Source organism: Halobacillus sp. H74, from assembly GCF_052246715.1.
Lineage (GTDB): Bacteria > Bacillota > Bacilli > Bacillales > Halobacillaceae > Halobacillus > Halobacillus litoralis_A.
The window spans coordinates 623592-647820 of the sequence record NZ_JBQQCI010000001.1 but is presented as its reverse complement, the minus strand read 5'-3'; the positions used below and the strand labels follow the sequence as shown (position 1 = coordinate 647820).

Annotated in this window: 25 protein-coding genes, 2 tRNA genes, 1 rRNA gene, 1 other RNA gene and 1 other annotated feature (1 of these 30 running past the window's edge); of the genes, 7 read left to right on the top strand and 22 right to left on the bottom strand. The window is 42.9% G+C overall.

The window, feature by feature from the left end; translation table 11 throughout:
* The 8 genes from ACTWPX_RS03215 to tadA form a co-directional block, all read right to left on the bottom strand.
* Positions 1–361, bottom strand: a 16S ribosomal RNA gene (locus tag ACTWPX_RS03215); the annotation flags it as partial.
* Positions 362–799: 438 nt separating this feature from the next.
* Positions 800–1063, bottom strand: a complete 264-nt coding sequence (locus ACTWPX_RS03210; protein ID WP_128525040.1) for a pro-sigmaK processing inhibitor BofA family protein — start codon at positions 1061–1063, stop codon at positions 800–802.
* Between the two features lie 72 nt (positions 1064–1135).
* Positions 1136–1360 (bottom strand): YaaL family protein, encoded by a 225-nt coding sequence (locus ACTWPX_RS03205; RefSeq protein WP_443118476.1) that lies wholly within the window; start codon positions 1358–1360, stop codon positions 1136–1138.
* A 5-nt stretch (positions 1361–1365) separates the two neighbouring features.
* Positions 1366–1962: a recombination mediator RecR gene (gene recR / locus ACTWPX_RS03200; RefSeq protein ID WP_128525042.1), complete on the bottom strand. Its 597-nt coding sequence runs from the start codon at positions 1960–1962 to the stop codon at positions 1366–1368.
* 11 nt (positions 1963–1973) lie between these two features.
* Positions 1974–2291, bottom strand: coding sequence for a YbaB/EbfC family nucleoid-associated protein (locus tag ACTWPX_RS03195; RefSeq protein ID WP_128525043.1), 318 nt, complete (start codon positions 2289–2291; stop codon positions 1974–1976).
* Between the two features lie 28 nt (positions 2292–2319).
* Positions 2320–4041: a DNA polymerase III subunit gamma/tau gene (gene dnaX, locus ACTWPX_RS03190; protein ID WP_443118475.1), complete on the bottom strand. Its 1722-nt coding sequence runs from the start codon at positions 4039–4041 to the stop codon at positions 2320–2322.
* A gap of 152 nt (positions 4042–4193) precedes the next feature.
* An RNA gene (gene ffs / locus ACTWPX_RS03185) (signal recognition particle sRNA large type) lies at positions 4194–4459 on the bottom strand.
* A gap of 50 nt (positions 4460–4509) precedes the next feature.
* Complete coding sequence (tadA, locus tag ACTWPX_RS03180) at positions 4510–4992, bottom strand: tRNA adenosine(34) deaminase TadA (RefSeq protein ID WP_128525045.1); 483 nt, start codon at positions 4990–4992, stop codon at positions 4510–4512.
* Between the two features lie 250 nt (positions 4993–5242).
* On the opposite strand from tadA, the gene ACTWPX_RS03175 reads away from it, so the two are divergent.
* Entirely contained in the window at positions 5243–6529 is a 1287-nt protein-coding gene (locus tag ACTWPX_RS03175) for a glycosyl hydrolase family 18 protein (RefSeq protein ID WP_128525046.1), read from the top strand.
* A gap of 85 nt (positions 6530–6614) precedes the next feature.
* Here ACTWPX_RS03175 and ACTWPX_RS03170 read toward each other — a convergent pair whose 3' ends face one another.
* The 5 genes from ACTWPX_RS03170 to acsA form a co-directional block, all read right to left on the bottom strand.
* Positions 6615–7382 (bottom strand): DUF3891 family protein, encoded by a 768-nt coding sequence (locus ACTWPX_RS03170; protein WP_443118474.1) that lies wholly within the window; start codon positions 7380–7382, stop codon positions 6615–6617.
* 201 nt (positions 7383–7583) lie between these two features.
* Positions 7584–8096, bottom strand: coding sequence for a type 1 glutamine amidotransferase domain-containing protein (locus tag ACTWPX_RS03165; RefSeq protein WP_128525048.1), 513 nt, complete (start codon positions 8094–8096; stop codon positions 7584–7586).
* Positions 8097–8195: 99 nt separating this feature from the next.
* Positions 8196–9512 (bottom strand): lysine N(6)-hydroxylase/L-ornithine N(5)-oxygenase family protein, encoded by a 1317-nt coding sequence (locus ACTWPX_RS03160; protein WP_443118473.1) that lies wholly within the window; start codon positions 9510–9512, stop codon positions 8196–8198.
* Positions 9513–9543: 31 nt separating this feature from the next.
* The gene (locus ACTWPX_RS03155) at positions 9544–10851 is read right to left on the bottom strand and encodes a purine/pyrimidine permease (RefSeq protein ID WP_443118472.1); all 1308 of its coding nucleotides are present in this window, start codon (positions 10849–10851) and stop codon (positions 9544–9546) included.
* 159 nt (positions 10852–11010) lie between these two features.
* Positions 11011–12720: an acetate--CoA ligase gene (acsA, locus tag ACTWPX_RS03150; protein ID WP_443118471.1), complete on the bottom strand. Its 1710-nt coding sequence runs from the start codon at positions 12718–12720 to the stop codon at positions 11011–11013.
* A 353-nt stretch (positions 12721–13073) separates the two neighbouring features.
* Here acsA and queF point away from each other — a divergent pair, with 353 nt between their 5' ends.
* Positions 13074–13568 (top strand): preQ(1) synthase, encoded by a 495-nt coding sequence (gene queF / locus ACTWPX_RS03145; RefSeq protein WP_443118470.1) that lies wholly within the window; start codon positions 13074–13076, stop codon positions 13566–13568.
* Between the two features lie 122 nt (positions 13569–13690).
* Here queF and aldA read toward each other — a convergent pair whose 3' ends face one another.
* A complete protein-coding gene (aldA, locus tag ACTWPX_RS03140; RefSeq protein ID WP_443118469.1) occupies positions 13691–15142 on the bottom strand; it encodes an aldehyde dehydrogenase in 1452 nt (483 codons plus the stop codon).
* Between the two features lie 111 nt (positions 15143–15253).
* On the opposite strand from aldA, the gene ACTWPX_RS03135 reads away from it, so the two are divergent.
* Positions 15254–15445, top strand: a complete 192-nt coding sequence (locus tag ACTWPX_RS03135; protein ID WP_443118468.1) for a hypothetical protein — start codon at positions 15254–15256, stop codon at positions 15443–15445.
* Positions 15446–15461: 16 nt separating this feature from the next.
* On the opposite strand, the gene ACTWPX_RS03130 is transcribed toward ACTWPX_RS03135, so the two are convergent.
* The 3 genes from ACTWPX_RS03130 to ACTWPX_RS03120 all read right to left on the bottom strand — a co-directional run bounded on the left by ACTWPX_RS03130 (position 15462) and on the right by ACTWPX_RS03120 (position 17392).
* Positions 15462–15713: a hypothetical protein gene (locus ACTWPX_RS03130; RefSeq protein WP_128525055.1), complete on the bottom strand. Its 252-nt coding sequence runs from the start codon at positions 15711–15713 to the stop codon at positions 15462–15464.
* An 813-nt stretch (positions 15714–16526) separates the two neighbouring features.
* Positions 16527–16631, bottom strand: a complete 105-nt coding sequence (locus ACTWPX_RS03125) for a YjcZ family sporulation protein (RefSeq protein WP_089754201.1) — start codon at positions 16629–16631, stop codon at positions 16527–16529.
* 104 nt (positions 16632–16735) lie between these two features.
* The gene (locus ACTWPX_RS03120; protein ID WP_128525056.1) at positions 16736–17392 is read right to left on the bottom strand and encodes a M50 family metallopeptidase; all 657 of its coding nucleotides are present in this window, start codon (positions 17390–17392) and stop codon (positions 16736–16738) included.
* 96 nt (positions 17393–17488) lie between these two features.
* Here ACTWPX_RS03120 and modA point away from each other — a divergent pair, with 96 nt between their 5' ends.
* Both modA and modB read left to right on the top strand, forming a co-directional pair.
* On the top strand, positions 17489–18274 hold the full coding sequence (gene modA, locus ACTWPX_RS03115) for a molybdate ABC transporter substrate-binding protein (RefSeq protein WP_443118467.1): 786 nt from the start codon (positions 17489–17491) through the stop codon (positions 18272–18274).
* Positions 18271–18942 (top strand): molybdate ABC transporter permease subunit, encoded by a 672-nt coding sequence (gene modB / locus ACTWPX_RS03110; protein ID WP_443118466.1) that lies wholly within the window; start codon positions 18271–18273, stop codon positions 18940–18942. The genes modA and modB overlap by 4 nt, the downstream gene beginning before the upstream one ends.
* A gap of 61 nt (positions 18943–19003) precedes the next feature.
* On the opposite strand, the gene ACTWPX_RS03105 is transcribed toward modB, so the two are convergent.
* Positions 19004–19076 (bottom strand) — tRNA-Arg (locus ACTWPX_RS03105).
* A gap of 207 nt (positions 19077–19283) precedes the next feature.
* Here ACTWPX_RS03105 and ACTWPX_RS03100 point away from each other — a divergent pair.
* Positions 19284–19925, top strand: a complete 642-nt coding sequence (locus ACTWPX_RS03100; protein WP_128525121.1) for a deoxynucleoside kinase — start codon at positions 19284–19286, stop codon at positions 19923–19925.
* Positions 19922–20605, top strand: coding sequence for a deoxynucleoside kinase (locus tag ACTWPX_RS03095; RefSeq protein WP_128525122.1), 684 nt, complete (start codon positions 19922–19924; stop codon positions 20603–20605). Before ACTWPX_RS03100 ends, ACTWPX_RS03095 begins: the two co-directional genes overlap by 4 nt.
* 34 nt (positions 20606–20639) lie before the next feature.
* On the opposite strand, the gene ACTWPX_RS03090 is transcribed toward ACTWPX_RS03095, so the two are convergent.
* The 4 genes from ACTWPX_RS03090 to serS form a co-directional block, all read right to left on the bottom strand.
* The gene (locus tag ACTWPX_RS03090; protein ID WP_443118465.1) at positions 20640–21095 is read right to left on the bottom strand and encodes an NUDIX hydrolase; all 456 of its coding nucleotides are present in this window, start codon (positions 21093–21095) and stop codon (positions 20640–20642) included.
* 12 nt (positions 21096–21107) lie between these two features.
* On the bottom strand, positions 21108–21722 hold the full coding sequence (locus ACTWPX_RS03085) for an NAD(P)-dependent oxidoreductase (protein ID WP_443118464.1): 615 nt from the start codon (positions 21720–21722) through the stop codon (positions 21108–21110).
* Between the two features lie 766 nt (positions 21723–22488).
* Positions 22489–22581: transfer RNA gene (locus ACTWPX_RS03080), tRNA-Ser, on the bottom strand.
* Between the two features lie 299 nt (positions 22582–22880).
* Positions 22881–24155: a serine--tRNA ligase gene (gene serS / locus ACTWPX_RS03075; RefSeq protein ID WP_443118463.1), complete on the bottom strand. Its 1275-nt coding sequence runs from the start codon at positions 24153–24155 to the stop codon at positions 22881–22883.
* Positions 24156–24202: 47 nt separating this feature from the next.
* Positions 24203–24229 (bottom strand) — a binding site (T-box leader) (it continues 193 nt past the right edge of the window).

Below are 24229 nucleotides of genomic sequence, written 5' to 3'. Positions count from 1 at the left end.
TCTGGGCCGTGTCTCAGTCCCAGTGTGGCCGATCACCCTCTCAGGTCGGCTACGCATCGTTGCCTTGGTGAGCCGTTACCTCACCAACTAGCTAATGCGCCGCGGGCCCATCTGTAAGTGATAGCCAGAGGCCATCTTTCAACTTCCCTTCATGCGAAGAAAAGTATTACCCGGCATTAGCCCCGGTTTCCCGGGGTTATTCCGATCTTACAGGTAGGTTGCCCACGTGTTACTCACCCGTCCGCCGCTCGTTCCACGAGCTTCACCCCCGAAGGGGATCCGCTCGCTTCCCGCGCTCGACTTGCATGTATTAGGCACGCCGCCAGCGTTCGTCCTGAGCCAGGATCAAACTCTCCATAAAAGTTAGTTTGACTTGCTCATTTGCACACCGAATGTGCTTGTTTCAAATCTCTTCTTTATAAGAAGAAATATCTTGACGTACTGGTTGGTTCGTTCAGTTTTCAAAGATCAAAATGTTGTTTGCCGCTTCAAAACAGCGACTTAATCAATATACCATGGCTAGTCGTTATCGTCAACAACTTTTTCATGAATTATTTTGTCAGCCGTTTGCGGCTTGCCGCCTCTCTTAATGCGACAAGTAATAATATACCATGGCTATTCATACGTTGCAATACTTTTTTATAAAAAAATGTATTACTAAATAGAATGAGAGATTGTATTCTTTCATCCACTTGTCGCAGAATCCCTATTATAACAATAGGGTTGAAAACAAACGATGCAAAGGTTTGTATTTTATTATTTCCTGAAAAACTAAAAAGACGAGGCTCAGCCCCGTCTTTTAGATGATCCATAAGTGAATCGCTGTTAGTGACAAAACACCCGGTACTCCTAGAACAGCTGAGACAGCTGCAGTGAATCCGTTAATTGGAACATGAAGACCGAATTGTGCTCCAAACAGATTAACGAAAAACAATAGAATGACAGCAACAATCACCCGTGTCATCACTTGTCCTACAAACTTGAGTGGTTTGGATGGCAAACCGATGATTAATAAAAATGGTATCGCTAAACCCAGTAAAAGTATGACAAGAACCGGATCCATAAAAAACCCCCTGTCCATGAAAACTGTTTCTAAAAACAGTATATGTCCATGGACAAGGGTTTAACACAAGAGTTAGGATAGTGCATTAATTTCTCTGAATCTTGCTTCTCTTAATAGATAGAAGTATTTCGCTTTCACGAGGGCTAAATCTTTCAAACCTTCTTCACTCGGCTCGATGCTTTGTTCAATAATCGCGTTCAAGGTTTCCCATTCGTACTTCATCTTCTTTATATTCATAAGAAGTTCTTTATCCATCTCTTTCTTGATCCCTTTTTTTCTACCGAGCAATCCAACCACCCTCTTTAAAGTTCTCGGCGGCCTTCCAAAGCTTTGGATAAGGTCACTTCATCTGCGTATTCTAAGTCTCCACCCACCGGCAAACCATGGGCGATCCTTGTCATACGAATGCCTGAAGGTTTAACAAGGCGTGAAATGTACATTGCAGTCGCTTCCCCTTCAATATTAGGGTTAGTTGCAAGAATCAATTCTTCCACCCCTTCATCTTTCAAGCGGTTGATCAGGCTGGAAACATTGATGTCCTCAGGACCGATGCCATCCATAGGGGAGATCGCTCCATGAAGAACATGATACTTCCCGCTGAACTCTTTCATCTTTTCCATTGCAATGACGTCTTTTGGATCTTGGACTACACAAATCAGGGTTTGATCTCTAGATTCATCCTGGCAAATAGAACATGGGTCCTGATCAGTGATATGCCCACATGTCGAGCAGTGTGTCAGCTCTCTTTTTGCACTCACTAACGATTTAGCAAAATCGAGTACGTCATCTTCTTCCATTTCTAACACGAAAAAAGCCAGGCGCACAGCCGTCTTTGGACCGATTCCTGGCAGTTTCGTAAAACTGTCAATCAGTTTTGATATTGGTTCCGGGTAATACATGAAAATTCCTCCTAGAACATTCCTCCAGGCATACCTTTCGTGAATTGTCCCATAGTATCATTCGTTTTGTCGTCTACTTGTTTCAATACATCATTGGTTGCTGTAATGATTAGATCCTGCAGCATTTCCACGTCGTCTGGATCTACAACCTCTTCAGAGATAGCAACGTCTGTAATTTCCTTTTTACCATTGGCTGTCACTTTCACCATTCCGCCACCAGCGGAAGATTCGAAGCTCATTTCATAAAGCTCTTCTTGAGCCTTCATCATTTTCTTTTGCATTTTTTGCATTTGTTTCATCATATTGTTCATGTTTCCTCCACCTTTCATGGAGCATTCCTCCTTTAAAATAAGTGAATTATTCTTGCACTTCTATCAAATCATCTCCGACGAGTTTACGCGCTTCTGAAATCACCGGATCTTCTTCATTGGACTGTTGAGATGAGGAAACCTCTTCCCCATCCTCTTGAGTTTCCTCATCCGGGGAAGTCTTTTGTTTGCGCACATATGCTTCTCTGATTTCCTGCCAATTAGGTTCCGGAATCGGAATGATCGTCAACGGTTTCCCTATGAATTCGGTGAGCAAGGGTTCGATCGTCTTTTGATGTTCCAATGCTAAAGAGCAGTGGATATCATAACGGAAAGCCAAAACAAGCGCTTTAGGAGAAGCAGCTCTTGGCTTACTGTTCAACAGGGTAGCATGAGCAGGCGCATTGCTTTGCTTTAATGCCTCCATATAATCAGCCCAACGATTTTGTACATTTTTAATTTCTTCTTTGGAAGCTTCATTCAATACTTGCCTGATTCGTTCATACGGAACATTATACCCTTTTCTTCCGGATTTTGCAGGGGCGCGTTTTTGTTTCGGTTGAGGAGAAGTTTGAGTTTCCTGACCTCTTTCCTTCAGGGCCGTCAACTCCTTCTCCAGTTCATCGATTTTTCTGGATAATTGTTCAACAGCTTCCGATTCCACAGGCTGGCCTTTAGCCGGAAGACCCTGAACCTCTACCATGTTAAGCATAGCAATTTCTATGAAGACTTTCGGGCTGGTCGTCCATTTCATTTCCTGCTGACACCGGTTCAACTCCCGAATGGCCTGTTGAATCCATCCTGGCGACAATTCGGCAGCAAGGGACCGGAATGCTTCGTCCGGGAGTGCCCGTTCCAAATTATGCTCCAGATCCGGCGCACTTTGAAACAGCAGCAAATCTCTTAGGTAATAAATCATATCAAACACGAACCGCCCTGGATCTTTCCCCTGTTGGATCAACACATCCACCGCTTCTAAAGCGGCCTTTGCCTCTTGTTGAAACAGAGCTTGTACGACGCTGGTCAACTTTGCTTGTGATACAGAGCCGGTTACAGCCAGGACATCGTCAATGGTCACTTCTTCTTCACTATAAGAAATAGCTTGATCCAACAAACTCAGTGCATCACGCATTCCGCCTTCAGCTGTCAGCGCAACAATTTCCAGCGCCTCTCTTGAAATCGCAATCCCTTCCACGGAGGTTATTTTCTCCATCCGTTCAATCATGGATTTTTGAGAGATTCTTTTGAAATCAAAGCGTTGGCACCTTGAAATAATCGTAAGCGGTATCTTATGAGGTTCTGTGGTAGCTAAGATGAAAATGACATGTTTAGGTGGTTCTTCCAGTGTTTTAAGTAAGGCATTGAAAGCTCCCATTGAAAGCATGTGAACTTCATCAATGATATATACTTTATAAGGTACCGCGCTTGGTGCATATTTCACTTTATCTCGTATCTCACGAATTTGCTCAACACCATTGTTAGAAGCCGCATCAATTTCAATGACATCTGAAATCGAACCATCTTGGATTCCGATACAAGCATCACACTCATTACACGGTTCCTTCGCAGGGGAACGTTCGCAGTTTACGGTTTTAGCAAAAATCTTCGCTGCACTCGTTTTCCCAGTCCCTCGTGGTCCTGAGAATAAGTAAGCATGGGAAAATTTATCCTGTTCAATCGCATTTTGCAGTGTACGTGTAATATGCGTTTGTCCGACGACACCCTCAAAGTTCCGCGGGCGCCAAACACGATATAAAGCTTGATAGCTCATAAAACCGTTCTCCCTTTTTAGTCTCCATTCCATTATACCTGATAAGAGGTTGTGATGTGAACCTTCACGAATAATAGAAAAGAGCCGTTATGACGTAATCATAACGGCTCCCTCATCAATCTATGTGCCAAACATTCACTTCTTATGTAATGCCGTGCACCCACCGTCGATGGCGTGGCCCCAAGCGTTACTTATGGTTATGGCTCGACCCAGGCACTCCCGCGGCACACGAGAGAGACAGCTTACTGCTGCTTCCTTCCGGACCTGACAGGGTTCGCTGGTTCCCGTTGCGCAGGACCTGGGTGTCAACACCACTCACATAAGGCAGACCTTGAGGCCGCACCACCTTGGGTGGGAATTCGGCCTCGCTATAGCGGATTGCGAGTGCAGGGCACCGCTACCTCCCCGCTTAGCACGGCATTAACAAGTATAGCGACTTTTTTAGAAAAATGCAATGGTTTCAAGCTGTTAATTATTACTTGAAGGCTTGTTTTTCTTACGAAGGCGCAGTTGGCGGAAAAAATCAGAAAGCATTTCCCCACACGTTTCTTCCATTACTCCAGGAACCACTGTTGATTTATGATTAAAGCGGTCGTCCTCCAATAAGTTCATCAGTGTCCCCGCACAACCTGCTTTCGGATCCTTAGCTCCATAAACGACGCGAGGAATCCTGGATTGCAAAATCGCCCCCGCGCACATTGGACAAGGTTCTAAGGTCACGTACAACGTGCAATCTTCAAGTCTCCAACTACCAATTCGCTGATTTGCACGTTCAATTGCTATGAATTCAGCATGAGAGGAAGCCAGTTGGGATGTTTCTCTTTGATTATATCCTGAAGCGATCACTTCATCTTCCAATACGATAACAGCTCCAATAGGAACTTCCCCTTCTGCTTGCGCTTTTCCAGCTTCCTCTATAGCAATCTTCATATAGAAATCATCGTTTTTCATATAAGATCCCCTTTATATTTAAATCCTTTACAATATCAGTCTGGAGTTTTTCACATAAACTTCCTTATCTAGAACACTTAGTTTCGAGATGTTGGATAAGTGGATCAAAACTGAGTCTTCTACAAATCTGCCATATGATTGAAGCATTATCTTATGAAAAATAACAACAAAATTTAACATAGGATGATTTTAAGAATAATTATGTTTTCCTGTTTCATACATTGATAAAGATGAGAAAGGAGTGAGGCCCATGCAAATCCATGTCGTTCAACAAGGTGATTCAGTCTACTCTATCGCTAGTCTTTATGAGAGTACCCCAAATGCGATCATAGAAGCAAATGAACTGGAGACACCCGGAGACCTTGTCGTCGGGCAGGCGATCGTCATCCCGATCGTGGGTCAATTTTATTTTGTTCAACCAGGTGACAGTTTATATACGATTGCTCAACAATTCAATACAACCGCAGACCAGCTCGCTCAAGTGAATGGAATACAGCCTGGTGGAGTATTACCTGTAGGATATCGTTTGTACATTCCGGAACAGCCTCCGACACCAATCTCTACAAACGCCTACATTGAACCTTTCGGAGGAGAAGTCTCAGATATATTGGAAGCTTCCGCTGAAACTCGGGCTCCAAAACTCAGCTACTTGGCACCGTTCAGCTATGAAATCCAAGAAGACGCCTCTTTGAAGGCACCACCGTTAAATAATTTCAAAGAAATCGCTCAGCAAAACGACGCTTCCCTTATGATGGTTGTTACGAATTTAGCAGAAGATGGCTTCAATGCTGAGTTGGGCAAAAAAATCCTGACTAATGATACCTTGCAAAATACACTGCTGGACAATATCATTCAGACGACTAAGCAAGTGGGATTTAAAGATGTGCACTTTGACATCGAGTTCTTACCACCGGAAATGAAGGAGAATTATAATCAATTTCTCCGTAAAGCCAAACAGCGTTTATCAGCAGAAGGTTTGCTTATGTCCACTGCGCTTGCACCTAAAACAAGTGCCGATCAACAAGGAGCCTGGTATGAAGCTCATGATTATAAAGCTCACGGGGAGATTGCGGACTTTGTCGTGTTGATGACCTATGAATGGGGATACAGTGGCGGGCCGCCTCGAGCCGTTTCTCCGATTGGACCTGTTACGGAAGTTGTCGATTATGCTTTAACCGAAATGCCTGCTGAAAAAATCCTTTTGGGACAGAATTTGTATGGTTATGACTGGACGCTTCCCTATGAGCCTGGAGGAGAATTCGCTAAAGCCGTCAGCCCGCAAAGAGCTATTCAAATTGCACGCGAGAACAATGTCCCTATTTCTTACGATGAAGAAGAACAGGCCCCTTATTTCACCTACACAGACGGATCAGGGAATGAACATGAAGTCTGGTTTGAAGATGCACGATCAATTCAACAAAAGTTCAACCTTATCAAGAACCGGGGACTCCTTGGGATCAGTTACTGGAAACTCGGTTTATCTTTTCCTCAAAATTGGCTCTTACTAAGTAGTCAGTTCAGTATCGAGAAGAGCTGATGAGAGGTGCAAATGTTCAAGCGCTTTGGCGCTACCTTCTTTGACAGTGAAAGGCCGCTCCAGGAAAACCCTGTAAGCGGCTTGTTCATTGTTGTCGTATGAACCCGATGTGTTTCGAATGCCATTCTGCTTCTTGATAAGCTTCTTCCAGACCTTTCTCTGAAATTTCTTTTTTAGAGACGATCCGATAAGGAATTCTCACTTCAAAGGGTTGTTCAAAAGGAAAAGGATGGACAGAGACATGTGTTTCATCTTCCCAATGGGCAATCATCCCTGCCGGAGCAAAATCAAAGAACTGTCTGAACCCGTTTTTGAACCATGCAACCTCTTCATCTTTAGGAATGCCAGCATCTTGCATACACACGTATAGAGACAAGTCATCACAAAACTGCAGCCTGCGAAAATGAAGGTCGAAGATATCGTAAGGGACATCCATTTCCATCAATTCGAACAATTCCCGCTGGCGGTCTTTCTCCTCTGATAAGAAATCAATGACGAGTGGATCCTCACTGTCTTCAGAAAAGAAAGATACATAATGCTTGCTGCAAAGGATTCCAGCATATAACGATTGACTCGCCACTTCACTGATGCCCCGTTGGTACGCTTCCAGTTTTTCTTTCACTGGATAATCAGTAAAAGAATAGGGGCGCTGCTTTTCTTCATTCCACAGAGGGTGATCATCTAAAGGTATCCAGGCCCGATCATGCTGGCGAATCGCCCAGTCAGCTTCTTCTCTTAATTTGGATCGAAGCAAAAAATTTTTCTTCCAATTGAAAACAAGCAACCCTGATATGTAAGCATGTTCGTGCTGTGGAATCATTATGAAATGGTCTTCTTTTTCATTGACGATCATAGCTCTTTCCTCCTCCATCTATCTCTGAAGCTTATATTACATGAATGTTCACCGAGAAATGACTTCCTTCCAATTATAAATCAAATGATCCATCTACTCCACAGGACAGCGAAAAGTTAACTGAAAAAGGCCCCGGTAAGGCTAAAAGAATAGAAAAGGAGCCACGAGGAGAATTCCCCGTGACTCCACCGTCTTTCATTTTTATTTCAATAGCTTTAAAGCTTCGCGGTTAAATGCAGGAATGTCATCAGGTTGACGGCTGGTCACCAATTGGTCCTGGCAAACAACGACTTCTTTGTCCTGATAATCGACACCCGCATATTCCATATCTACAGCAATGGATTTGAACCCTGTAGCTTTACGACCTTCAAGAGTTTTAGCAGTAATCAATAGTTGAGGTCCGTGACAGATTGCGAAAACCGGCTTCTTTTCATCCATGAAGTGTTTAACGAATGAAACGAATTTTTCATCACCACGTAAAATATCTGGAGAAAAGCCCCCTGGTATTAACAGTGCATCAAAATCATCTGGTTTAACATCTTCAATGGACGTATCGATTTTGACAGTCGCATCGCCCTGTTTACCTGTGACTTCTTTTCCCGCTTCCCATTCAATATTCGTTACTTCATGTCCTTCATTTTTGAAAGCTTCTGCAGGCTGGGTATATTCCACATCTTCAAACATCGACGTCATGACACAAGCAATCTTACTCATATCTAAATCATCTCCTTGAAATGTTTGTTATTCTATCGGAACACATAGGATGTCTTCCCCGGAGTAATGATTTTAAACCTGTCCATTTCAAAAAAATGGTTATTGATAATCTTTCATGGAAAATTGCTGGAAGGTCGATTCCTTTTGATTTCGATAGACTTCCTTTCCTGCAATCGTATTGATGATATGCACATTTCTATGGACTGATAACCCTAAGTTGGTGGCTCCAGCTCCATGGGAATGGACAAGATTCGTCAATGTGAAAAAGTGATGATCCCGTTTGTCGTTGAATACTAATTGATAATCACGGGAGACTTTATACATCAAATCATCTTCCCACTCAATCTCATCTCCAAAGCGATCCATGAACCATGATGGAATGTGAGGTTTATAGCCTGTCGCCAGTACAACTTTATCGGTAGGATACGTATACTCGATTTCTTCCTGCCATTGCCTGCATTGAAGGTGATAACCATCTTCGCAAGCTTCAATCCCTTTGATTTCCGTCATTGGTTGAATAAGCACCTGGCTATCCTTCATCCCTGCGGTCCGGTGATAGAGCTTCGTATACAGCCGCGTCAAGGTATCGGGGTCAATTCCTTTGCGGAGGGGGCCAAGCGTATCCAGGGCTTCGTTCCTTTGCATGAAATTCAATTGATGAAAATAATCGACAAAATCAGGGGTGAACATCTCTTGTGCGAATTTGGCTGTATCTAACTGGAACAGACCTCCGGACCGCGTCAATAAGCTCAATTTCATATCGTGACGTTCCTGCTCTTCCAACAAATCTAAGAATACTTCCAATGCACTCTGCCCTGAGCCCACAATCGTAACATGCTTCGCCTTCAACAAATGGTCCTTTTCAAAAAGATACCGGCTCGTGTGCAACACATCTTCATTAGGCAGGCTTTCCATACCATCCAACATCAAAGGATCATTTCCTGTACCCATCACCACATGCTTCGCTTGGAAATATTTTTGTTGTCCTGTCGCTTTCTCCTCAACGACTACCTCATAATGCGGCACCTCTGCCTCTTTTTTATCCAGCACATCAACCACCGTATGACCGAAATGCAATCCGCTCAACTGCTTGGCCACCCATTGCATGTAATGATTGTATTCTTCTCTCGGGACTTCAAAATGGCGATGAAAAAAGAACGGGAACATCCGGTCATGCTCGTGTAAATAATTCATGAACGTATAGGGGCTTTTCGGGTCACCGAACGTTACCAGATCAGCCAAAAAAGGAACCTGTAAGTCCATCTTTTCAATCAGCATACCTGGATGCCAGATGAATTCCGGTGTTTTTTCAAAAAAAACGGCATCGATTTCATCTGTTTGATCAATCAACGCAGCTAAGCCTAAGTTAAATGGACCGATGCCGATCCCGATCACATCATATATATTCTTTTCCATTAAATCACTTCCTCTACAACATCACTTTTCCCTATGATGACTTGTTTGATTCCTGCCAAACCTGCTCTAAGACGATTACCAATACGGTTCCTACTAATAATCCGTTGCTCAATAAATTCTGAAGAAGACCTGGAACACCTTGGAAAACTTCAGGTGGTAGGAACATTAATCCGATGCCTAACAGGAAGGAGATTCCTAATATCGTCAAACGCCTTTCATCTAATGTCTCACTTGCAATATTCGATAAACCGAGCCCCATCAATTGCACAAAAGTTGCTAACAACGCCGCATTGGCCACTGGAGCGGGGATTCCTGAAATAAAACCGACCAAAGGTGGGAAGAACGAGAAAACCACCAGCAACAACGAAGCAAATAAAAAAGGGGATTTTCCCTTTTGACCCGTCAACTGCATGAAACCTGACGAAGAGGCTAGTGAGACATTGGCTATAGAAGAGAACAATGCTGAGATGCCATGGTTCAATCCTAAAAATCCACTCCCCCGGTTGATTTGGTCATATGTAAAATCGGGTTTCCCAGAGATCGTATGGCTGACGGCAATGACGGAAGCAACAAGATTCGATAATAGAATAACAGCTGTGATAAAGCCTAAGGGAAGTGCTCCCCATGTAAAATCAGGCGTCCCCCAAGCAAAAAGTTCAGGCATTGCAAACGCATCGATTTGTGGAGAGGTTGTTTTTCCTTTATCGAGCAGGAGGACATACAATACCCATCCCACAACGATACCAATCAACACAGCGAAACTCTTCAACCAACCTTTCCCGATGATCGACAAGCCAATTACTAGCAAGAGGGTCAAAAAAGCAACAGAAGCTTCCATAGGGTCGATCACATCACTGGATTGTTGAATCCCTATCATGCCTTCCAAAAAAGTCCCACTCAACTGAATGGTCAGCAAAAATAAAAAAGCTCCCGTTACAAGAGGGGTGAAAACGTACAAAACTCGATGAGATAAACGGAAAACTCCAAACATCAATAAAAAAATACCTGTCCAAATCATAGTAGCTTCTAAAACTTGTAATGTCTCTATGTAACTATCACCCGATTGAGCACCCGTATAAGCCATGACAGCAAAAATACTGATCCACAAACCTGCCGGACCTTCCATAATCGGAAGACGGTGTCCGAACATCCCTTGTAGAAATGAGGCTGCTCCTACCACAAAGAAGGTGCGCTGCATCAACCCGGCGACTTCATTGAAATCAAGTTCAAAAATTGAACCAATGACAATGGGGAGTGCAACCGCACTGGCTAATAAAAATACAAACCATTGGATCGTTTCGAGTGATCGGTCGAACAAACGAACATCTTTAATTTTCATGATAATCTCCCACCTGAATCCATACTCATACTTTATTCCATCCATAGCTTACCACACAGATCGAAGAGGTGTCTGTATAAGTGTTCCTTGTAAGTTTCACGTGAAACATGAAGGTAAATGTAGAAAAAAGCACAGCCCTATGGGCTGTGCTCTGATCGATTATTCTTCTAGAGTTGACGTATCGCCTGTCGGTAAACCAAGCTCCCAAGATTTCAATAAACGGCGCATGATCTTACCGCTCCTCGTCTTAGGAATAGTATCTTTGATTTCGATTTCTCTAGGTGCTGCATGAGCACTTAATCCCTTCTTCACAAACTGGCGGATGTCTTCTAAAAGTTCATCCGATTGTTCATAACCATCTCTCAAGGTAACGAAAGCTTTAATTATTTCACCGCGTTCAGGATCTGGTTTACCGATGACACCAGCCTCTGCCACCGCTTCGTGTTCAATCAATTTACTTTCTACCTCGAACGGGCCGACTCGTTCTCCTGATGTATTAATGACATCATCAAGGCGACCCTGGAACCAGAAGTACCCATCCTCGTCTTTATATGCACTGTCACCAGATACATACCATCCGTTCAAGAAATAACTTTCATACTTCCCGGGGTTCTGCCAAACCGCACGCATCATCGATGGCCAGCCTTCTTTTATGGCGAGATTCCCCATTTGGTTCGGTGGAAGTTCATTTCCTTCATTATCGACAATCGCTGCCTCAATTCCCGGGAATGGTTTACCCATAGAGCCTGGGCGCATATCCATTGACGGATAATTACAGATCAGCATACCACCCGTTTCTGTCATCCACCATGTATCATGAATACGTAAATCGAAAGCAGAAAGCCCCCATGTAACAACTTCAGGGTTCAATGGTTCCCCGACACTCAGAATATGCCGCAATGAAGAAAGGTCGTGTTTCTTCGCTTCTTCTTCACCGGCACTTAACAGTTTTCTGAAAGCTGTCGGCGCGGAATACCATACAGATATGTTCTTCTCTGCAATGGTTCCATACCAATCATCCGGGCTGAAGCGGCCGCCTCGCACAACGTTCGTAACACCGTTCAACCACGGAGCGAAAATTCCGTAGCTGGTTCCTGTCACCCAACCTGGATCAGCAGTGCACCAATAAACATCATCTTCTTTCAAATCAAGAACCCATTTTCCTGTCTGATAATGTTGAATCATTGCATTATGAACATGATATACGCCTTTCGGTTTACCGGTAGAACCTGAAGTATAGTGAAGGAGCATACCATCTTCTAAATCTACCCACTCGATATTAAATTCATCGGAAGCCTGCTCCATTTCCTCATCATACGAAATATAATTACCCGGGGCGTCTCCGCCAACAAGCACAATCTGTTTCAAATCAGGCAATTCATCTGTTGGGACCCGGTCTAAGAGATCCGGTGTCGTAATCAACATCGTCGCTTCACTATCTTCAAGACGGTCTCTTACCGCCTGTTCCATGAAAGCCTCAAATAAAGGACCTGCAATAGCTCCCACTTTCAAGATTCCAAGGAAAGCCGCATAAAACTCAGGACTTCTCGGCATGAAAAGGAAGACACGATCGCCTTTTTCTATATGGTGTTTTTTCAAGACATTTGCGAATTGGTTACTTTTTAATTTCAAGTCTTCAAATGTTAACGTTTCTTCCCTATCAGGTGCGGAGTAAATCAGAGCGGGCTGATTCTTTTTATCAGGGTTTTCGGCATGGCGGTCGACAGCCTCATAAGCAATATTCACTTTTCCTGTCTGATTCCATGTGAAATTACCCTTTACATCATCCCATTTAAAATTTTCATATGTTTCTTTGTAGTTTTCCATGTTGTGATTGCCTGATCGAGCTGGAATTGGTTGCATGTCCATTAAATCACCTCATAAGAATGTTTTTTGTAAACGTTTTCTGATTGTGGCATAAGAAAGCTCTGATACTTTCAGAGCCATCGAAACGATTTTTTTGAATATTTTATGAATTAACTCTATTGTAGGGGAATTTTGTTTATTTTTAAAGAGATATGGCCTAACATTTACAGAATTAGGCCATGGGGATGAGAAAAATTGACACACTTATGCCCCGTTTATATAATGAATGGAGCGTAACAGAGGTTGCTTAGCCCATCCCTCTATAAAAAACTAAGGATGCCGTTTTTCAAAAGCCGCAGCCCTTAGCCGCTGCGGCTTTTTTATGTACACGATATTATTTAAAAGGAGCATACATCATGCCAGGACGAAATGATAATGAATTGGATTTGTCGCTTCTCGGAAATCAGGGGACCGGTTATTCTTTCGAGTACGATCCTGAGGTACTGGAAACTTTTGATAATCAGCACCCGAACCGTGATTATTTTGTTAAATTCAACTGCCCAGAATTCACGACCCTGTGTCCTAAGACCAACCAGCCGGATTTCGCAACCATCTACATCAGTTATATTCCGGATGTGAAGATGGTCGAAAGTAAATCGTTGAAGCTTTACCTGTTCAGCTTCCGTAATCATGGGGACTTTCATGAAGACAGTGTAAACACGATCATGAATGACTTAATTGACTTGATGGACCCCCGTTACATTGAAGTATGGGGGAAATTCACACCACGTGGTGGTATTTCTATCGATCCTTATTGTAATTATGGAAAGCCGGGGACGAAATTTGAACAAATGGCCGATCATAGAATGATGAACCACGATTTGTACCCAGAAACAATCGATAACAGATAACCTACCCGCAAGCAGCTTGGAATAACAGAAACAAGCCACGGTCTCAAGGAGATCGTGGCTTGTTTTCATCTTATGAAACTCTATAGGGTGAGCAAAATGAATGCCGTCTAACTAACAGATCATTATTTTTTATCATTTTTATATTGCATGTAAACCGCTTGGGTCACAAGGAAGTCTTCCATACCGTGCCTGCCGTCTGCTCCGCCAAGACCTGATTTCCTCATACCAGCATGGTAGCCTTGCACCGCTTCAAAATTCTCACGATTGATGAATGTTTCCCCGAACTTCAATTCATTTACGATCCTCATTGCTTCATTCATATCTTCTGTATAAGCGGAAGAGGAGAGACCAAAGTCTGTATCATTTCCCTTTTCAATGGCTTCATCAAGGGTTTTGAAGGTCGTAATGGGAATAACAGGACCAAAAATCTCTTCCTGCATGATTTTCATGTCATGTTCGACATTCGTCAAAATCGTAGGTTTATAGAAATAACCTTTTTCAAGATCTCCCCGCTCACCGCCTATTTCTACAGACGCCCCATTTTCTACAGCCTCTTTTACCATTCCTTCTACTACTTCCAGACGCTCTTGACTGACAAGTGGTCCTACATCTGCTTCTTTATTTTTAAGTGGATTACCAAGAGTCAAAGATTCAAACTGGTGACGAAGCTTGGATATGAGCTCTTCGGCCACACTTTCATGGACATACACCCGTTCTGCATTTGTACATGCCTGTCCATTGTTGGCGAGCCGTGACGTCGTAATACTATCGACAGCCACATCCAAATCAGCATTTGCTGTAACGATTGCAGGGGCTTTCCCTCCAAGTTCAAGGTTAACCTTAGTAATATTCTGTGCCGCCGCTTCCATTACTTTTGTACCCGCAGGGACACTTCCTGTCATGGAAACCATGTGTACATCAGTGTGAGAGGCAAGAGCATTGCCGATCTCTGACCCAGTACCGGTTACGAGATTGTAAACCCCCTTGGGGATATCATCCATTTTATGAATGATTTTGGTGAACTCCATTGCTGTATTCGGGGTCTGTTGGCTTGGTTTTAATACTAATGTGCACCCTGTAACCAAAGCTGTTGCAACTTTCCTTGCTAAAATGAAGACCGGGAAATTCCATGGTACAATACCCGCAACGACCCCGATTGGTTTTTTATAAATAAAAATATTTTCATTTGGACGATCACTGGGGAGAACTTCACCTTCAATCCTTCGCGCCCATTCGGACATGTAACGGAAGTAATCGATTGCTAAATCCACTTCACCGCTCGCCAGTTCATAGTCTTTTCCTTGCTCTTCCTGCAGTAAATCAATAAATGTAGCACGGTTTGCTTCGATTTCATCTCCGAGCTTCCTGACGATTTTCCCACGTTCAATATTCGGAGTCAGTTCCCATCCTTTTTGGGCTTCCGCTGCTGCCTGGACAGCACGTTCTACATCCTCCGTCGTCCCTTTTGGAGTTTTAGAAATGACTTCTTCTGTCGCTGGGTTGAGGATGTCAATCCAGTCAGTACCTGTCGAATTTGTATATTCACCGTTAATATATAGTTGATGTTTTTGCAAAATCATGACCTCCTGTAACTGTTTACCAATTCCTTTCCACCTGATTAGTGAAATTAAACAAATGACTGCGTTAGAATAGATGAGAACAATAAAGAAAAGGATGATTTTATTATGAAAAAAGAGAATCAAATGTTTTGGATATTAAACTTCATCGGCACAGCGAACATTATTGCTGCCCTTGCATTATTTTTTTCTATCCAGGATCCCATGATCTCAGTCATGCTGATTGCTTCAGGCATCCTGTTGGTGATTGGTGGTTATGCAGACCGTAACCATAGGAAAAAACATAAAAAAAAGCCCTGATATATCAGGACTTTCCTCACCATTCCAATATAAATCCTTTCACTTTCTTATCATTGCCTAGATCATCCTTTTGGTTCGCTTCAAAATAGGGGTCGTCTACATCGAAATGATAGGTGATTGTTTCAGGATCAAGATAAAGCTTGTATTCCAAATCTGTGACCTTATGTAAGGTAATGTCAGCTACTGTCGTCTGATTCGCCTCTTCATCAATAAGTAAAATATCAATGTGATCATAACCTTGTGTGATTAGTCGTTCATTTAAATCCATGTGTACCTCTCCCCCGTCCAATTATTCTATATATCCATACCCTGGATCACTCTGGTAAAAACGTTGGATTTTATGTTAAATTTTTATGAATTTTCAATATTAACCTCCTCCCACATAAGCTCCCTTATCTGGAAGACTCCGTTCCGAGATATCTGGGAGTGCGAATGGGGTGAGCTTTTAGGGGCTGCAGGAAACGGATCGCTTTCCGTGGGGCGCGCGCTGAGCCTCCTCAGGCTTCGCCTTGCGGGGTCTCACCTGTCTCGCTAATCCCAGTTCTTAAACCATTGGAGGCTGAATTTCGGTTGGAGATCTTAAACCACACAAGTGCTATCCAGCTCCAGTACCTAGCGGCTAGTGAGACTTCCCTCGCTTCTGTACGATAAGTCAACATCGAATCGCTATGCTCTTCGTGTTTCCTTTATCTCCTCCAGCTCAGTCCAGTCCATACGCCGCTGATCAAGGTACTTCCGCTTTCAAGTTAGGAGTCTCACCGTTTCCCTCCGCCCCTTAGCCATATTAAGCATCTCGAAATCGAATTGTACGCTATCCGACTGTTTAATGAAAAAAAAGGTAAGAAAACTTTCTGTAGAGCCTTTTCATTATAGATCCCTGTGCTGTTCGTCCGGAAGTTTCGACATACTCATTGATGTAATGGGGGATGGAAGACGAGTAGCTTCCAAGAGCATAACACCTCGGAATCGAGTCTTACGCAATCCTGCCATTTAATGGAATGATTTAGCTTAATAAATAATATGCATACGACGGGAACAGCAGCTTATGTAAAAAGCGGGAACAGATTCCCGCTCGTACTTATTAATACCCGTAACCACGGCCACCTACATAAGATGCACCAATGATGATCAAAAGGATGAACAATACAACCAACAGTGCGAAACCGCCACCGTATCCTCCGCTCATTTAATTCCCTCCTCTCTAACTTACTTTACTACCATATTCAGCTGGAACAGGGAGGGAAGGGCAAATGCGGATTTTTGATTTTTTTCTTCTACTTATGCACACATTTAATAATGAAAGACACGCCTTACTGCTAACCAAGCGAAGTACAAAGCTTGAGCAAAAAATAATAGTCCCCATAAAGGTGCAGGTAAAAATTTTGTAGCCCGGGCTAAATTGGCTGCATCTCCCGCCTGCCCTGGTGAAATAAAGCTGATCCACATGATTTCAAAAGCACTTGTAACCGATTCAACAAGCACGAGAGATGCTAAGAAAAGAAGAACATACTGGACCACCGTCTCATGACCACTCCTAAGCAGCCAAATGAAACCCGCCCCAAACGTAACAATCCAAAACAATCCGTAAACATTCCGAACCCAAAAAAACAAATTGACAGCCAAAAAAGCTAATAGGATATACACCATCCATTTATATTGGCCTCTCCAAATTAAGAAAAAGAAGACAAAAGCAAAGAAAGAAGCAAAAATATAACCGGCCATACTCGTCAACACTTGACTGAGCCACGATGTATGACCGGTCATAGCCGTTCCTGAAGTATTAGGGAATAGTGATATACGCCTAACCTCTCCCCCTGTTACTAAAGCCATCAGCGAATGCCCACTCTCATGAATCATTGTGTTCAATATAGCAAAATACTTCCCTACGACCGGGAGTTGTGTAAGGATAAGGGCAAGTACAATCGCAATGATGATTTGCAGTTTCATATTTTCACTTCCTTTCTGAAATTATTTCGATTTGTTCATTATTCAAAGTGGTTGTACCATCATAGTTAAAATGTAACATTCTAAGGAGAATCATAAATGAAGAAAAATTTTCTCATGCTATATTTTTGTACCATAACCTTATCGCTTGCCGGCTGCATGAGCAACACGGAGGAGAATGAAATCACAATAGCAGCTGCTTCCAGTCTTACAGATGTCCTCGAGCAAGCCATCCCTCTCTATGAGAAGGAGTATGACATAGAAGTGAATCTTCTTTTGGGTGGTTCCGGAAAGCTAGCCAGACAAATTGAGCAAGGAGCTCCTGTGGATGTGTACCTTTCTGCAGACCGGAGATGGATCGAAGACCTTCAGGAAGCAGGAATGGTCGAGAATGATTCTTACGTGGAATACGCAACTAACCGCTTAGTACTGGTCGGATCCAATACACAGAAAGAATCTCTTGCATTCAGAAAATTGAATTCCCTCTCCAGTGATAAGCAAGTCGCGATCGGCAATCCAAAAAGCGTCCCTGCAGGTACATATACGAAACAAGCGCTGGAAAAGATTCAAGTGTGGGAGCAATTAAAAAAACAGGTGATTTTTGCGAGCAATGTTCGCCAGGTCCTTACATATGTAGAAACTGACGAAGTTGATTATGGAATCATATATGCAAGCGATGCAGAAATCTCCGATAATGTGAAGATTTTGGATGAAGTCGACAATCAACTACACGATTCTATTATTTATCCAGGGATTATCACTTCAAAAAGCCGGTCTAAGGAAAAATCCAAAGCTTTTTTATCTTTTTTAAATGAAAAACAGATACAAGGAATCTTTAACAGTTATGGGTTTATGAGTGTCGCTAACAGGAGCATGGTCGAATGAGTTACAGCCCTCTTTTTCTCTCACTAAAAGTTGCCGCTACTGCGACAATCATTGTTTTTGTGATTGGCACCCTATCAGCCAGACTCATTACCCGGCGATTATTTCCCGGGAAAAGTCTAGTGGAATCCTTGATCTTACTTCCTCTTGTCCTCCCGCCCACAGTCATAGGGTTTGGATTACTTTATTTATTCGGGAACAATGGAATTATCGGAAAGTTATTGATGGATTGGTTCGGATGGCAAGTCGTCTTCTCCTGGACAGGCGCTGTGATTGCTTCTGCTGTCGTGTCCTTTCCATTGATGTACCAAAGTGCTGCCGCAGCTTTCTTGAATTACGACCATGACCTTGAAAACACTGCCCTCACCTTAGGAGCATCCAAGCTGAAAATATTTTTCAGTATTTCTTTCCCGCTAGCCTGGCCGGGTCTTTTAGCTGGGCTCGTCATGGTATTCGCTCGTTCGTTAGGAGAGTTTGGAGCTACTCTCATGATAGCGGGCTATATTCCGGGAAAAACAGACACCATTCCGCTTGCTATTTATTTTGCTGTAGAAGCCGGTCGTATGGAGCAGGCTATCATGTGGGTCATCATCATTATCGCCCTTGGCTTCAGCGCGGTTTTATGGTTGAACATGTGGAGTAGGCGAAAAATACGAAAGCCCTATCAATAAGGTTTTAGAATATTATTTCCTGGTCAATAAAAAAGCTGGAACTCATATGAGTTCCAGCCAGCGCCCCCGGCAGGATTCGAACCTGCGACACACGGTTTAGGAAACCGATGCTCTATCCCCTGAGCTACGGGGGCAAGAAACTTACGTATAATATTATACAAAACAAACCAAGGATTGAAAAGGAAATGCTACTTAAAAATCTTCCTCTCCTGTTACTTCCGAGGAATCTATATGGTAAAATGTTATTTGTCTGTCAAAATGAATCGTATTTTGTTGTATCCGCAGTGACCAAAGATAACGTCACTGATGCTTTCTGATTTGAGTTTGAAGGAGGAAAAGAGATGGGAGATCTACCTTTCATATCCGTTGAAGGGCCCATTGGGGTTGGGAAAACGTCTCTGTCTAAAAAGCTCGCCTCCCAGTTTGGTTTTCATTTACTAAAGGAAATCGTTGAGGAGAATCCGTTTTTAGGCAAATTTTACGATAATATCGGGGAATGGAGCTTCCAGACAGAAATGTTCTTCTTATGTAACCGTGTGAAACAATTAGAAGACATTGACCGTAAATATTTACAGTTTGGGAAACCTGTTGTCGCTGACTATCATATTTCGAAAAACATGATCTTTGCCCGCCGTACTTTGAGGGAGGATCAATTTGATAAGTACTCGCAAATTTTTGATATATTAACACATGATATGCCTAAACCGAATATGGTCGTCTATCTTCATGCAAGTTTAGATACCCTGCTTGAACGTATTCGTATGCGCAACCGTGATGTAGAAGCTAATATTCAGCCTTCTTATCTGGAACAGCTTTCCAGAGACTACGAAGCTTTCATGAGTCATTTCGAAGCGACTCATCCTGATATTCCAGTCATCCGGTTGAATGGAGATCATATTGATTTTGTAAAGCATCAAGACGATCTTAATTATATTGTTGAGCAAGTGGCGCAGCATTTAAATAAAGGAGAAGTTATCAAATGAACGCACGTGAACGCTATGGTATACCACATGACAGTGTCATAACGATTGCAGGGACTGTCGGAGTCGGTAAATCGACGATGACGAACGCTCTCGCAGATGCACTGAACTTCCGGACGTCCTTCGAAAAAGTGGAGACCAACCCTTACCTCGATAAATTTTATCAAGATTTTGAACGTTGGAGTTTTCACCTGCAAATTTATTTCTTAGCTGAACGTTTCAAGGAACAAAAGAAAATCTTTGAATATGGTGGCGGCTTCATCCAGGACCGATCGATCTATGAAGATACAGGGATCTTTGCTCGTATGCATTATGAGAAAGGGACAATGTCGGAAACGGATTATGTGACTTACCGCAACCTTTTCGACGCTATGGTGATGACCCCTTATTTCCCCCATCCAGATCTATTGATTTATCTGGAAGGATCGTTCGATGATATCCTAACACGTATTCAGGAACGAGGCCGTCCGATGGAACAAGAAACCCCTGTCGAATATTGGGAGGAAATGTTCAAGCGTTACGAAAATTGGATTGATAATTTCAATTCCTGCCCTGTGCTTCGCCTGAATATCGCTGATTATGACGTTTTAAATGACAAATCCAGTATTGAGCCGGTTTTGGAAAAAGTCGGACATTTCATCCAACAATCGCGCAAATGGCGTTCTAGTCATTTGCTGACTTAATTGTAAAGGCTGCAGCATCTGCTGCAGCCTTTTATTATGAATGTTTCTGTTGAAACTCTTTCAGCATATCCCGGTGGCTCCTTATCATCTGTTCCGGGAAATGGTCAGGGTGGATAAACTGAAATTGTAAAGATTCATCAGGGTCCATTTGGTAATCACCATGGAACTCTTTCGTATAGTAGACAGTAGTGACTACATAAAACTCATCACCGTTAGCTGCCTTTATAAACTGATTTTCCCCTGAGTACACATTCATCAATTGAAGATTTTCTACTTTCAGCCCTGTTTCTTCATAAACCTCACGCTCAGCTACCTCTTCCGTACTTTCCCCTAGTTCCATCAAGCCCCCTGGGAGTCCCCATGCTCCATAAGGGGAAGTTCGTTGTTGAAGCAGAACCTTTCCCTCTTCATCGCTGATAATCACCACAGCTCCTACAAATATGAGCGGTCTATGGCCTACAATTGCCCGTAAATCCTCCACATACCCCATAGGTACCTCCTGTTAATAGGCTAAGCCCACTGTTTTCTTGATCCTAGTCTCATTTTGCAATGATGCGAGGAGAAAGTGTGCGACATCTTTCCTGTTGATCTCTTTTCCACCATTGGGCAATCCCTCTGACATACAGTATTGTCCCTTAAGATGCCCATCATTCAAGCGCATAGGTCGTGCAATCGTGTATTCCATATTTGCAGCCAAAATCAGATTCACAGCTTTTCTATGGTCTGCTAGCACATTTTTCAAAATACGCTGGGACATCCATCCCAAGACACCAGGGATCTCATTATAAATTCCAGCAGAAGCCACATATAAAATACGTTTCAGTCCGTGTTTTTGCATTCCGCTTAAGATATGATCTGTCATTTCTTCCAACACTGTAGATGGTTTCAAACCTTCAGTTCCTAAGCAGGATACGACGACATCATGACCTTGAATGGCTGCCACTACTTCATCTTCATGAAGAGCATCTCCCTGAATGACGGTCAGATTATTATGTAAGATCCTCCCGAGCTTCTCGGGTGTTCGTGCAAAAGCGGTAACAGAATGCCCTGATTGTAAAGCTTGTGTTACAAATTCAATTCCTGTTCCTCCCGTTGCTCCGAATACAATGATATTCACACAAATCCCTTCCCTTCTTATGTCATCAATCTCCTCTATTATAACGGCAATTCCGATCCAGTGTCTCCCATTCGAAAAAAGGTATTTTATATTAATATTAAATAATAAAATTATTCAACAAACGTGCAGGATACTGGAAGACTTGATTTCGAGACTTTTATTGAGATTATTGGGCTACGGGGAACAACTCGCTTTCCGCGGGAGCGCGATGAGTCTCCTTGTTCCCCTCCGCCCTTACCGTGAAATTTTCTCGAAATCGTATCGCATTTATCATTTTTCTAAGTGTGGAGAAAGCTATGCGGATACTATTTTCATAGTCTTTTTCAAATAAGAACCCCCCTTCTACAATATGGCGGTTTCGAGAATTTCTTATGGCAAGGGTCGCTTGGGAAGAGTGAGACTCCCGTGGGAGCAGGGGGTAGGCGAGATCCCGTAGGGTTTTTAAGCCCGAGGAAGCTCGCCAGTTCCCCCACAGGAAAGTGTTCAAAGGTGGAATTGCCCTGGGAGACACGACTAGCATAAGCAGAACATTAACGGAATGTGCTTTTTCATTCCTTTGATGTTCTGCTTATGTCGCTAGTGTCTGGGCAATGTAACTGGAGGAATCCTTCCCAAACGACCCTTTATCCACACAAACATCTCGAAACAGAGTGTTATGGAAAAGGGGGCGTTTGTGGTATAGAAGACAATAAAAAAAATCGTTACACAAAGTAACGATTTTTGTTCTATAAATCTCCAATATTATGCGCTATTGTTGATAATAAAATGGCGGAGGAGGAGGGATTCGAACCCCCGCGGGGCGTAAACCCCCTGGCGGTTTTCAAGACCGCTCCCTTCAGCCAAACTTGGGTACTCCTCCGTGTGACCGACAATAAATATAATATCATGGCCATCTTCTACCGTCAATAAAATTCAATGATTTTTTCTAAAAAACTGTCGGATTATGCGATAGATTCTGGTTCCCTCCGTTATTATACAAAGGCTCTAATCCGAAGTCAATACTACGACTCAGGACAAAACAGGATCCCAGGGAAGCAGCCAAACTTAAGTCCATCCTTAACGTGAATAACATTAAGGATGTGCTTAAGACCTTGAGAGGCTAGGTATAAAAGCGAAAGCAAAGCCGTGTTTGGAAATCAAACACGGCTTTGCTTTATATTATTTGATTATTTCTTTCCCGCCCATATAAGGCTGTAACGCTTTCGGAACGGCTACAGATCCATCTGATTGCTGATAATTTTCGAGAATTGCAGCTACTGTACGTCCAATCGCTAAACCGGAGCCATTCAATGTGTGTACAAATTCCGGCTTTCCTTTATCTTCACGACGGAATCGGACACCTGCACGACGTGCTTGAAAATCTTCGAAGTTTGAACAAGAACTGATTTCCCTGTAAGTCTCCTGGCTCGGGATCCATACTTCAATATCGTATTTCTTTGCTGCTGTAAAACCTAAATCCCCTGTACACATACTCATGACACGGTATGGAAGTTCTAACTGTTGCAGAACTTTTTCAGCATGCCCCGTCAATTCTTCTAAAACATCATAGGAATCCTCAGGCTTAGCAAATTGGACGAGCTCTACTTTATTGAATTGGTGTTGTCTGATCAAACCTCTTGTATCACGACCGGCAGAACCTGCCTCAGACCGGAAGTTTGTACTGAAGGCAACAAACTTTTGCGGAAGATCTTCGACAGCCAAAATTTCTTCGCGGTAAAAGTTTGTCACAGGAACTTCTGCCGTCGGGACGAGGAAGTATTCCCAGTCCTCAATTTTGAAGGCATCTTCCTCAAATTTCGGAAGCTGCCCCGTACCAGTCATTGCTGCACGATTGACCAACTGAGGAGGCAGCATTTCCTGATAGCCATGCTCATCTGCATGAAGATCCATCATGAAGTTCAACAATGCACGCTCCAAACGGGCACCCAAACCTTTATAGAAAACGAAACGGCTTCCTGTCACTTTTGCCGCTCTTTCAAAGTCTAAAATCCCTAAGTTTGTCGCTAAATCCCAATGAGGTTTCGTCTCAAAATCAAAGGAAGGGGTATTTCCGACTTTTCTTGCTTCAACGTTATCTTCTTCATCACCACCGACAGGTACACTCTCATGAGGGATATTCGGAATTGATAGCAGCAAGGTTTCTAATTTTCCTTCCACCTCTTTCAGTTCGGTATCAAGTGTTTTGACTCGATCACCGACTTCTCTCATTTCTTTTATTTTTTCGTCCGCATCTTCTTTCGCTTTTTTCAACTGGGAGATTTCTTTAGAAACTTCATTACGGCGAGCTTTTAACTCTTCTGATTCCTGAATCAATTCGCGGCGTTTACTGTCAAGATCTCCAAATGCATCCAGATCAGAAAGATCTTCACCACGATTTTTCAATTTACCTTTTACTTCATCAAAATTCTGACGTAAGTACTTCATGTCTAACATGGACTTTCCCTCCTAAAATTGAATAGAAAAAACTCCCGCCCCTTATGAAAAGGGACGAGAGTTTTTTTATACTT

What these genes read in the sequence shown, in the direction of transcription:
- ACTWPX_RS03210 (WP_128525040.1), bottom strand. Translation starts at nt 1,063, where the DNA reads ATGGATCCGGTTCTTGTCATACTTTTACTGGGTTTAGCGATACCATTT.
- recR (WP_128525042.1), bottom strand. Translation starts at nt 1,962, where the DNA reads ATGTATTACCCGGAACCAATATCAAAACTGATTGACAGTTTTACGAAA.
- ACTWPX_RS03195 (WP_128525043.1), bottom strand. Translation starts at nt 2,291, where the DNA reads ATGAAAGGTGGAGGAAACATGAACAATATGATGAAACAAATGCAAAAA.
- dnaX (WP_443118475.1), bottom strand. Translation starts at nt 4,041, where the DNA reads ATGAGCTATCAAGCTTTATATCGTGTTTGGCGCCCGCGGAACTTTGAG.
- tadA (WP_128525045.1), bottom strand. Translation starts at nt 4,992, where the DNA reads ATGAAAAACGATGATTTCTATATGAAGATTGCTATAGAGGAAGCTGGA.
- ACTWPX_RS03175 (WP_128525046.1), top strand. Translation starts at nt 5,243, where the DNA reads ATGCAAATCCATGTCGTTCAACAAGGTGATTCAGTCTACTCTATCGCT.
- ACTWPX_RS03170 (WP_443118474.1), bottom strand. Translation starts at nt 7,382, where the DNA reads ATGATCGTCAATGAAAAAGAAGACCATTTCATAATGATTCCACAGCAC.
- ACTWPX_RS03165 (WP_128525048.1), bottom strand. Translation starts at nt 8,096, where the DNA reads ATGAGTAAGATTGCTTGTGTCATGACGTCGATGTTTGAAGATGTGGAA.
- ACTWPX_RS03160 (WP_443118473.1), bottom strand. Translation starts at nt 9,512, where the DNA reads ATGGAAAAGAATATATATGATGTGATCGGGATCGGCATCGGTCCATTT.
- ACTWPX_RS03155 (WP_443118472.1), bottom strand. Translation starts at nt 10,851, where the DNA reads ATGAAAATTAAAGATGTTCGTTTGTTCGACCGATCACTCGAAACGATC.
- acsA (WP_443118471.1), bottom strand. Translation starts at nt 12,720, where the DNA reads ATGGACATGCAACCAATTCCAGCTCGATCAGGCAATCACAACATGGAA.
- queF (WP_443118470.1), top strand. Translation starts at nt 13,074, where the DNA reads ATGCCAGGACGAAATGATAATGAATTGGATTTGTCGCTTCTCGGAAAT.
- ACTWPX_RS03135 (WP_443118468.1), top strand. Translation starts at nt 15,254, where the DNA reads ATGAAAAAAGAGAATCAAATGTTTTGGATATTAAACTTCATCGGCACA.
- ACTWPX_RS03130 (WP_128525055.1), bottom strand. Translation starts at nt 15,713, where the DNA reads ATGGATTTAAATGAACGACTAATCACACAAGGTTATGATCACATTGAT.
- ACTWPX_RS03125 (WP_089754201.1), bottom strand. Translation starts at nt 16,631, where the DNA reads ATGAGCGGAGGATACGGTGGCGGTTTCGCACTGTTGGTTGTATTGTTC.
- ACTWPX_RS03120 (WP_128525056.1), bottom strand. Translation starts at nt 17,392, where the DNA reads ATGAAACTGCAAATCATCATTGCGATTGTACTTGCCCTTATCCTTACA.
- modA (WP_443118467.1), top strand. Translation starts at nt 17,489, where the DNA reads ATGAAGAAAAATTTTCTCATGCTATATTTTTGTACCATAACCTTATCG.
- modB (WP_443118466.1), top strand. Translation starts at nt 18,271, where the DNA reads ATGAGTTACAGCCCTCTTTTTCTCTCACTAAAAGTTGCCGCTACTGCG.
- ACTWPX_RS03100 (WP_128525121.1), top strand. Translation starts at nt 19,284, where the DNA reads ATGGGAGATCTACCTTTCATATCCGTTGAAGGGCCCATTGGGGTTGGG.
- ACTWPX_RS03095 (WP_128525122.1), top strand. Translation starts at nt 19,922, where the DNA reads ATGAACGCACGTGAACGCTATGGTATACCACATGACAGTGTCATAACG.
- ACTWPX_RS03090 (WP_443118465.1), bottom strand. Translation starts at nt 21,095, where the DNA reads ATGGGGTATGTGGAGGATTTACGGGCAATTGTAGGCCATAGACCGCTC.
- serS (WP_443118463.1), bottom strand. Translation starts at nt 24,155, where the DNA reads ATGTTAGACATGAAGTACTTACGTCAGAATTTTGATGAAGTAAAAGGT.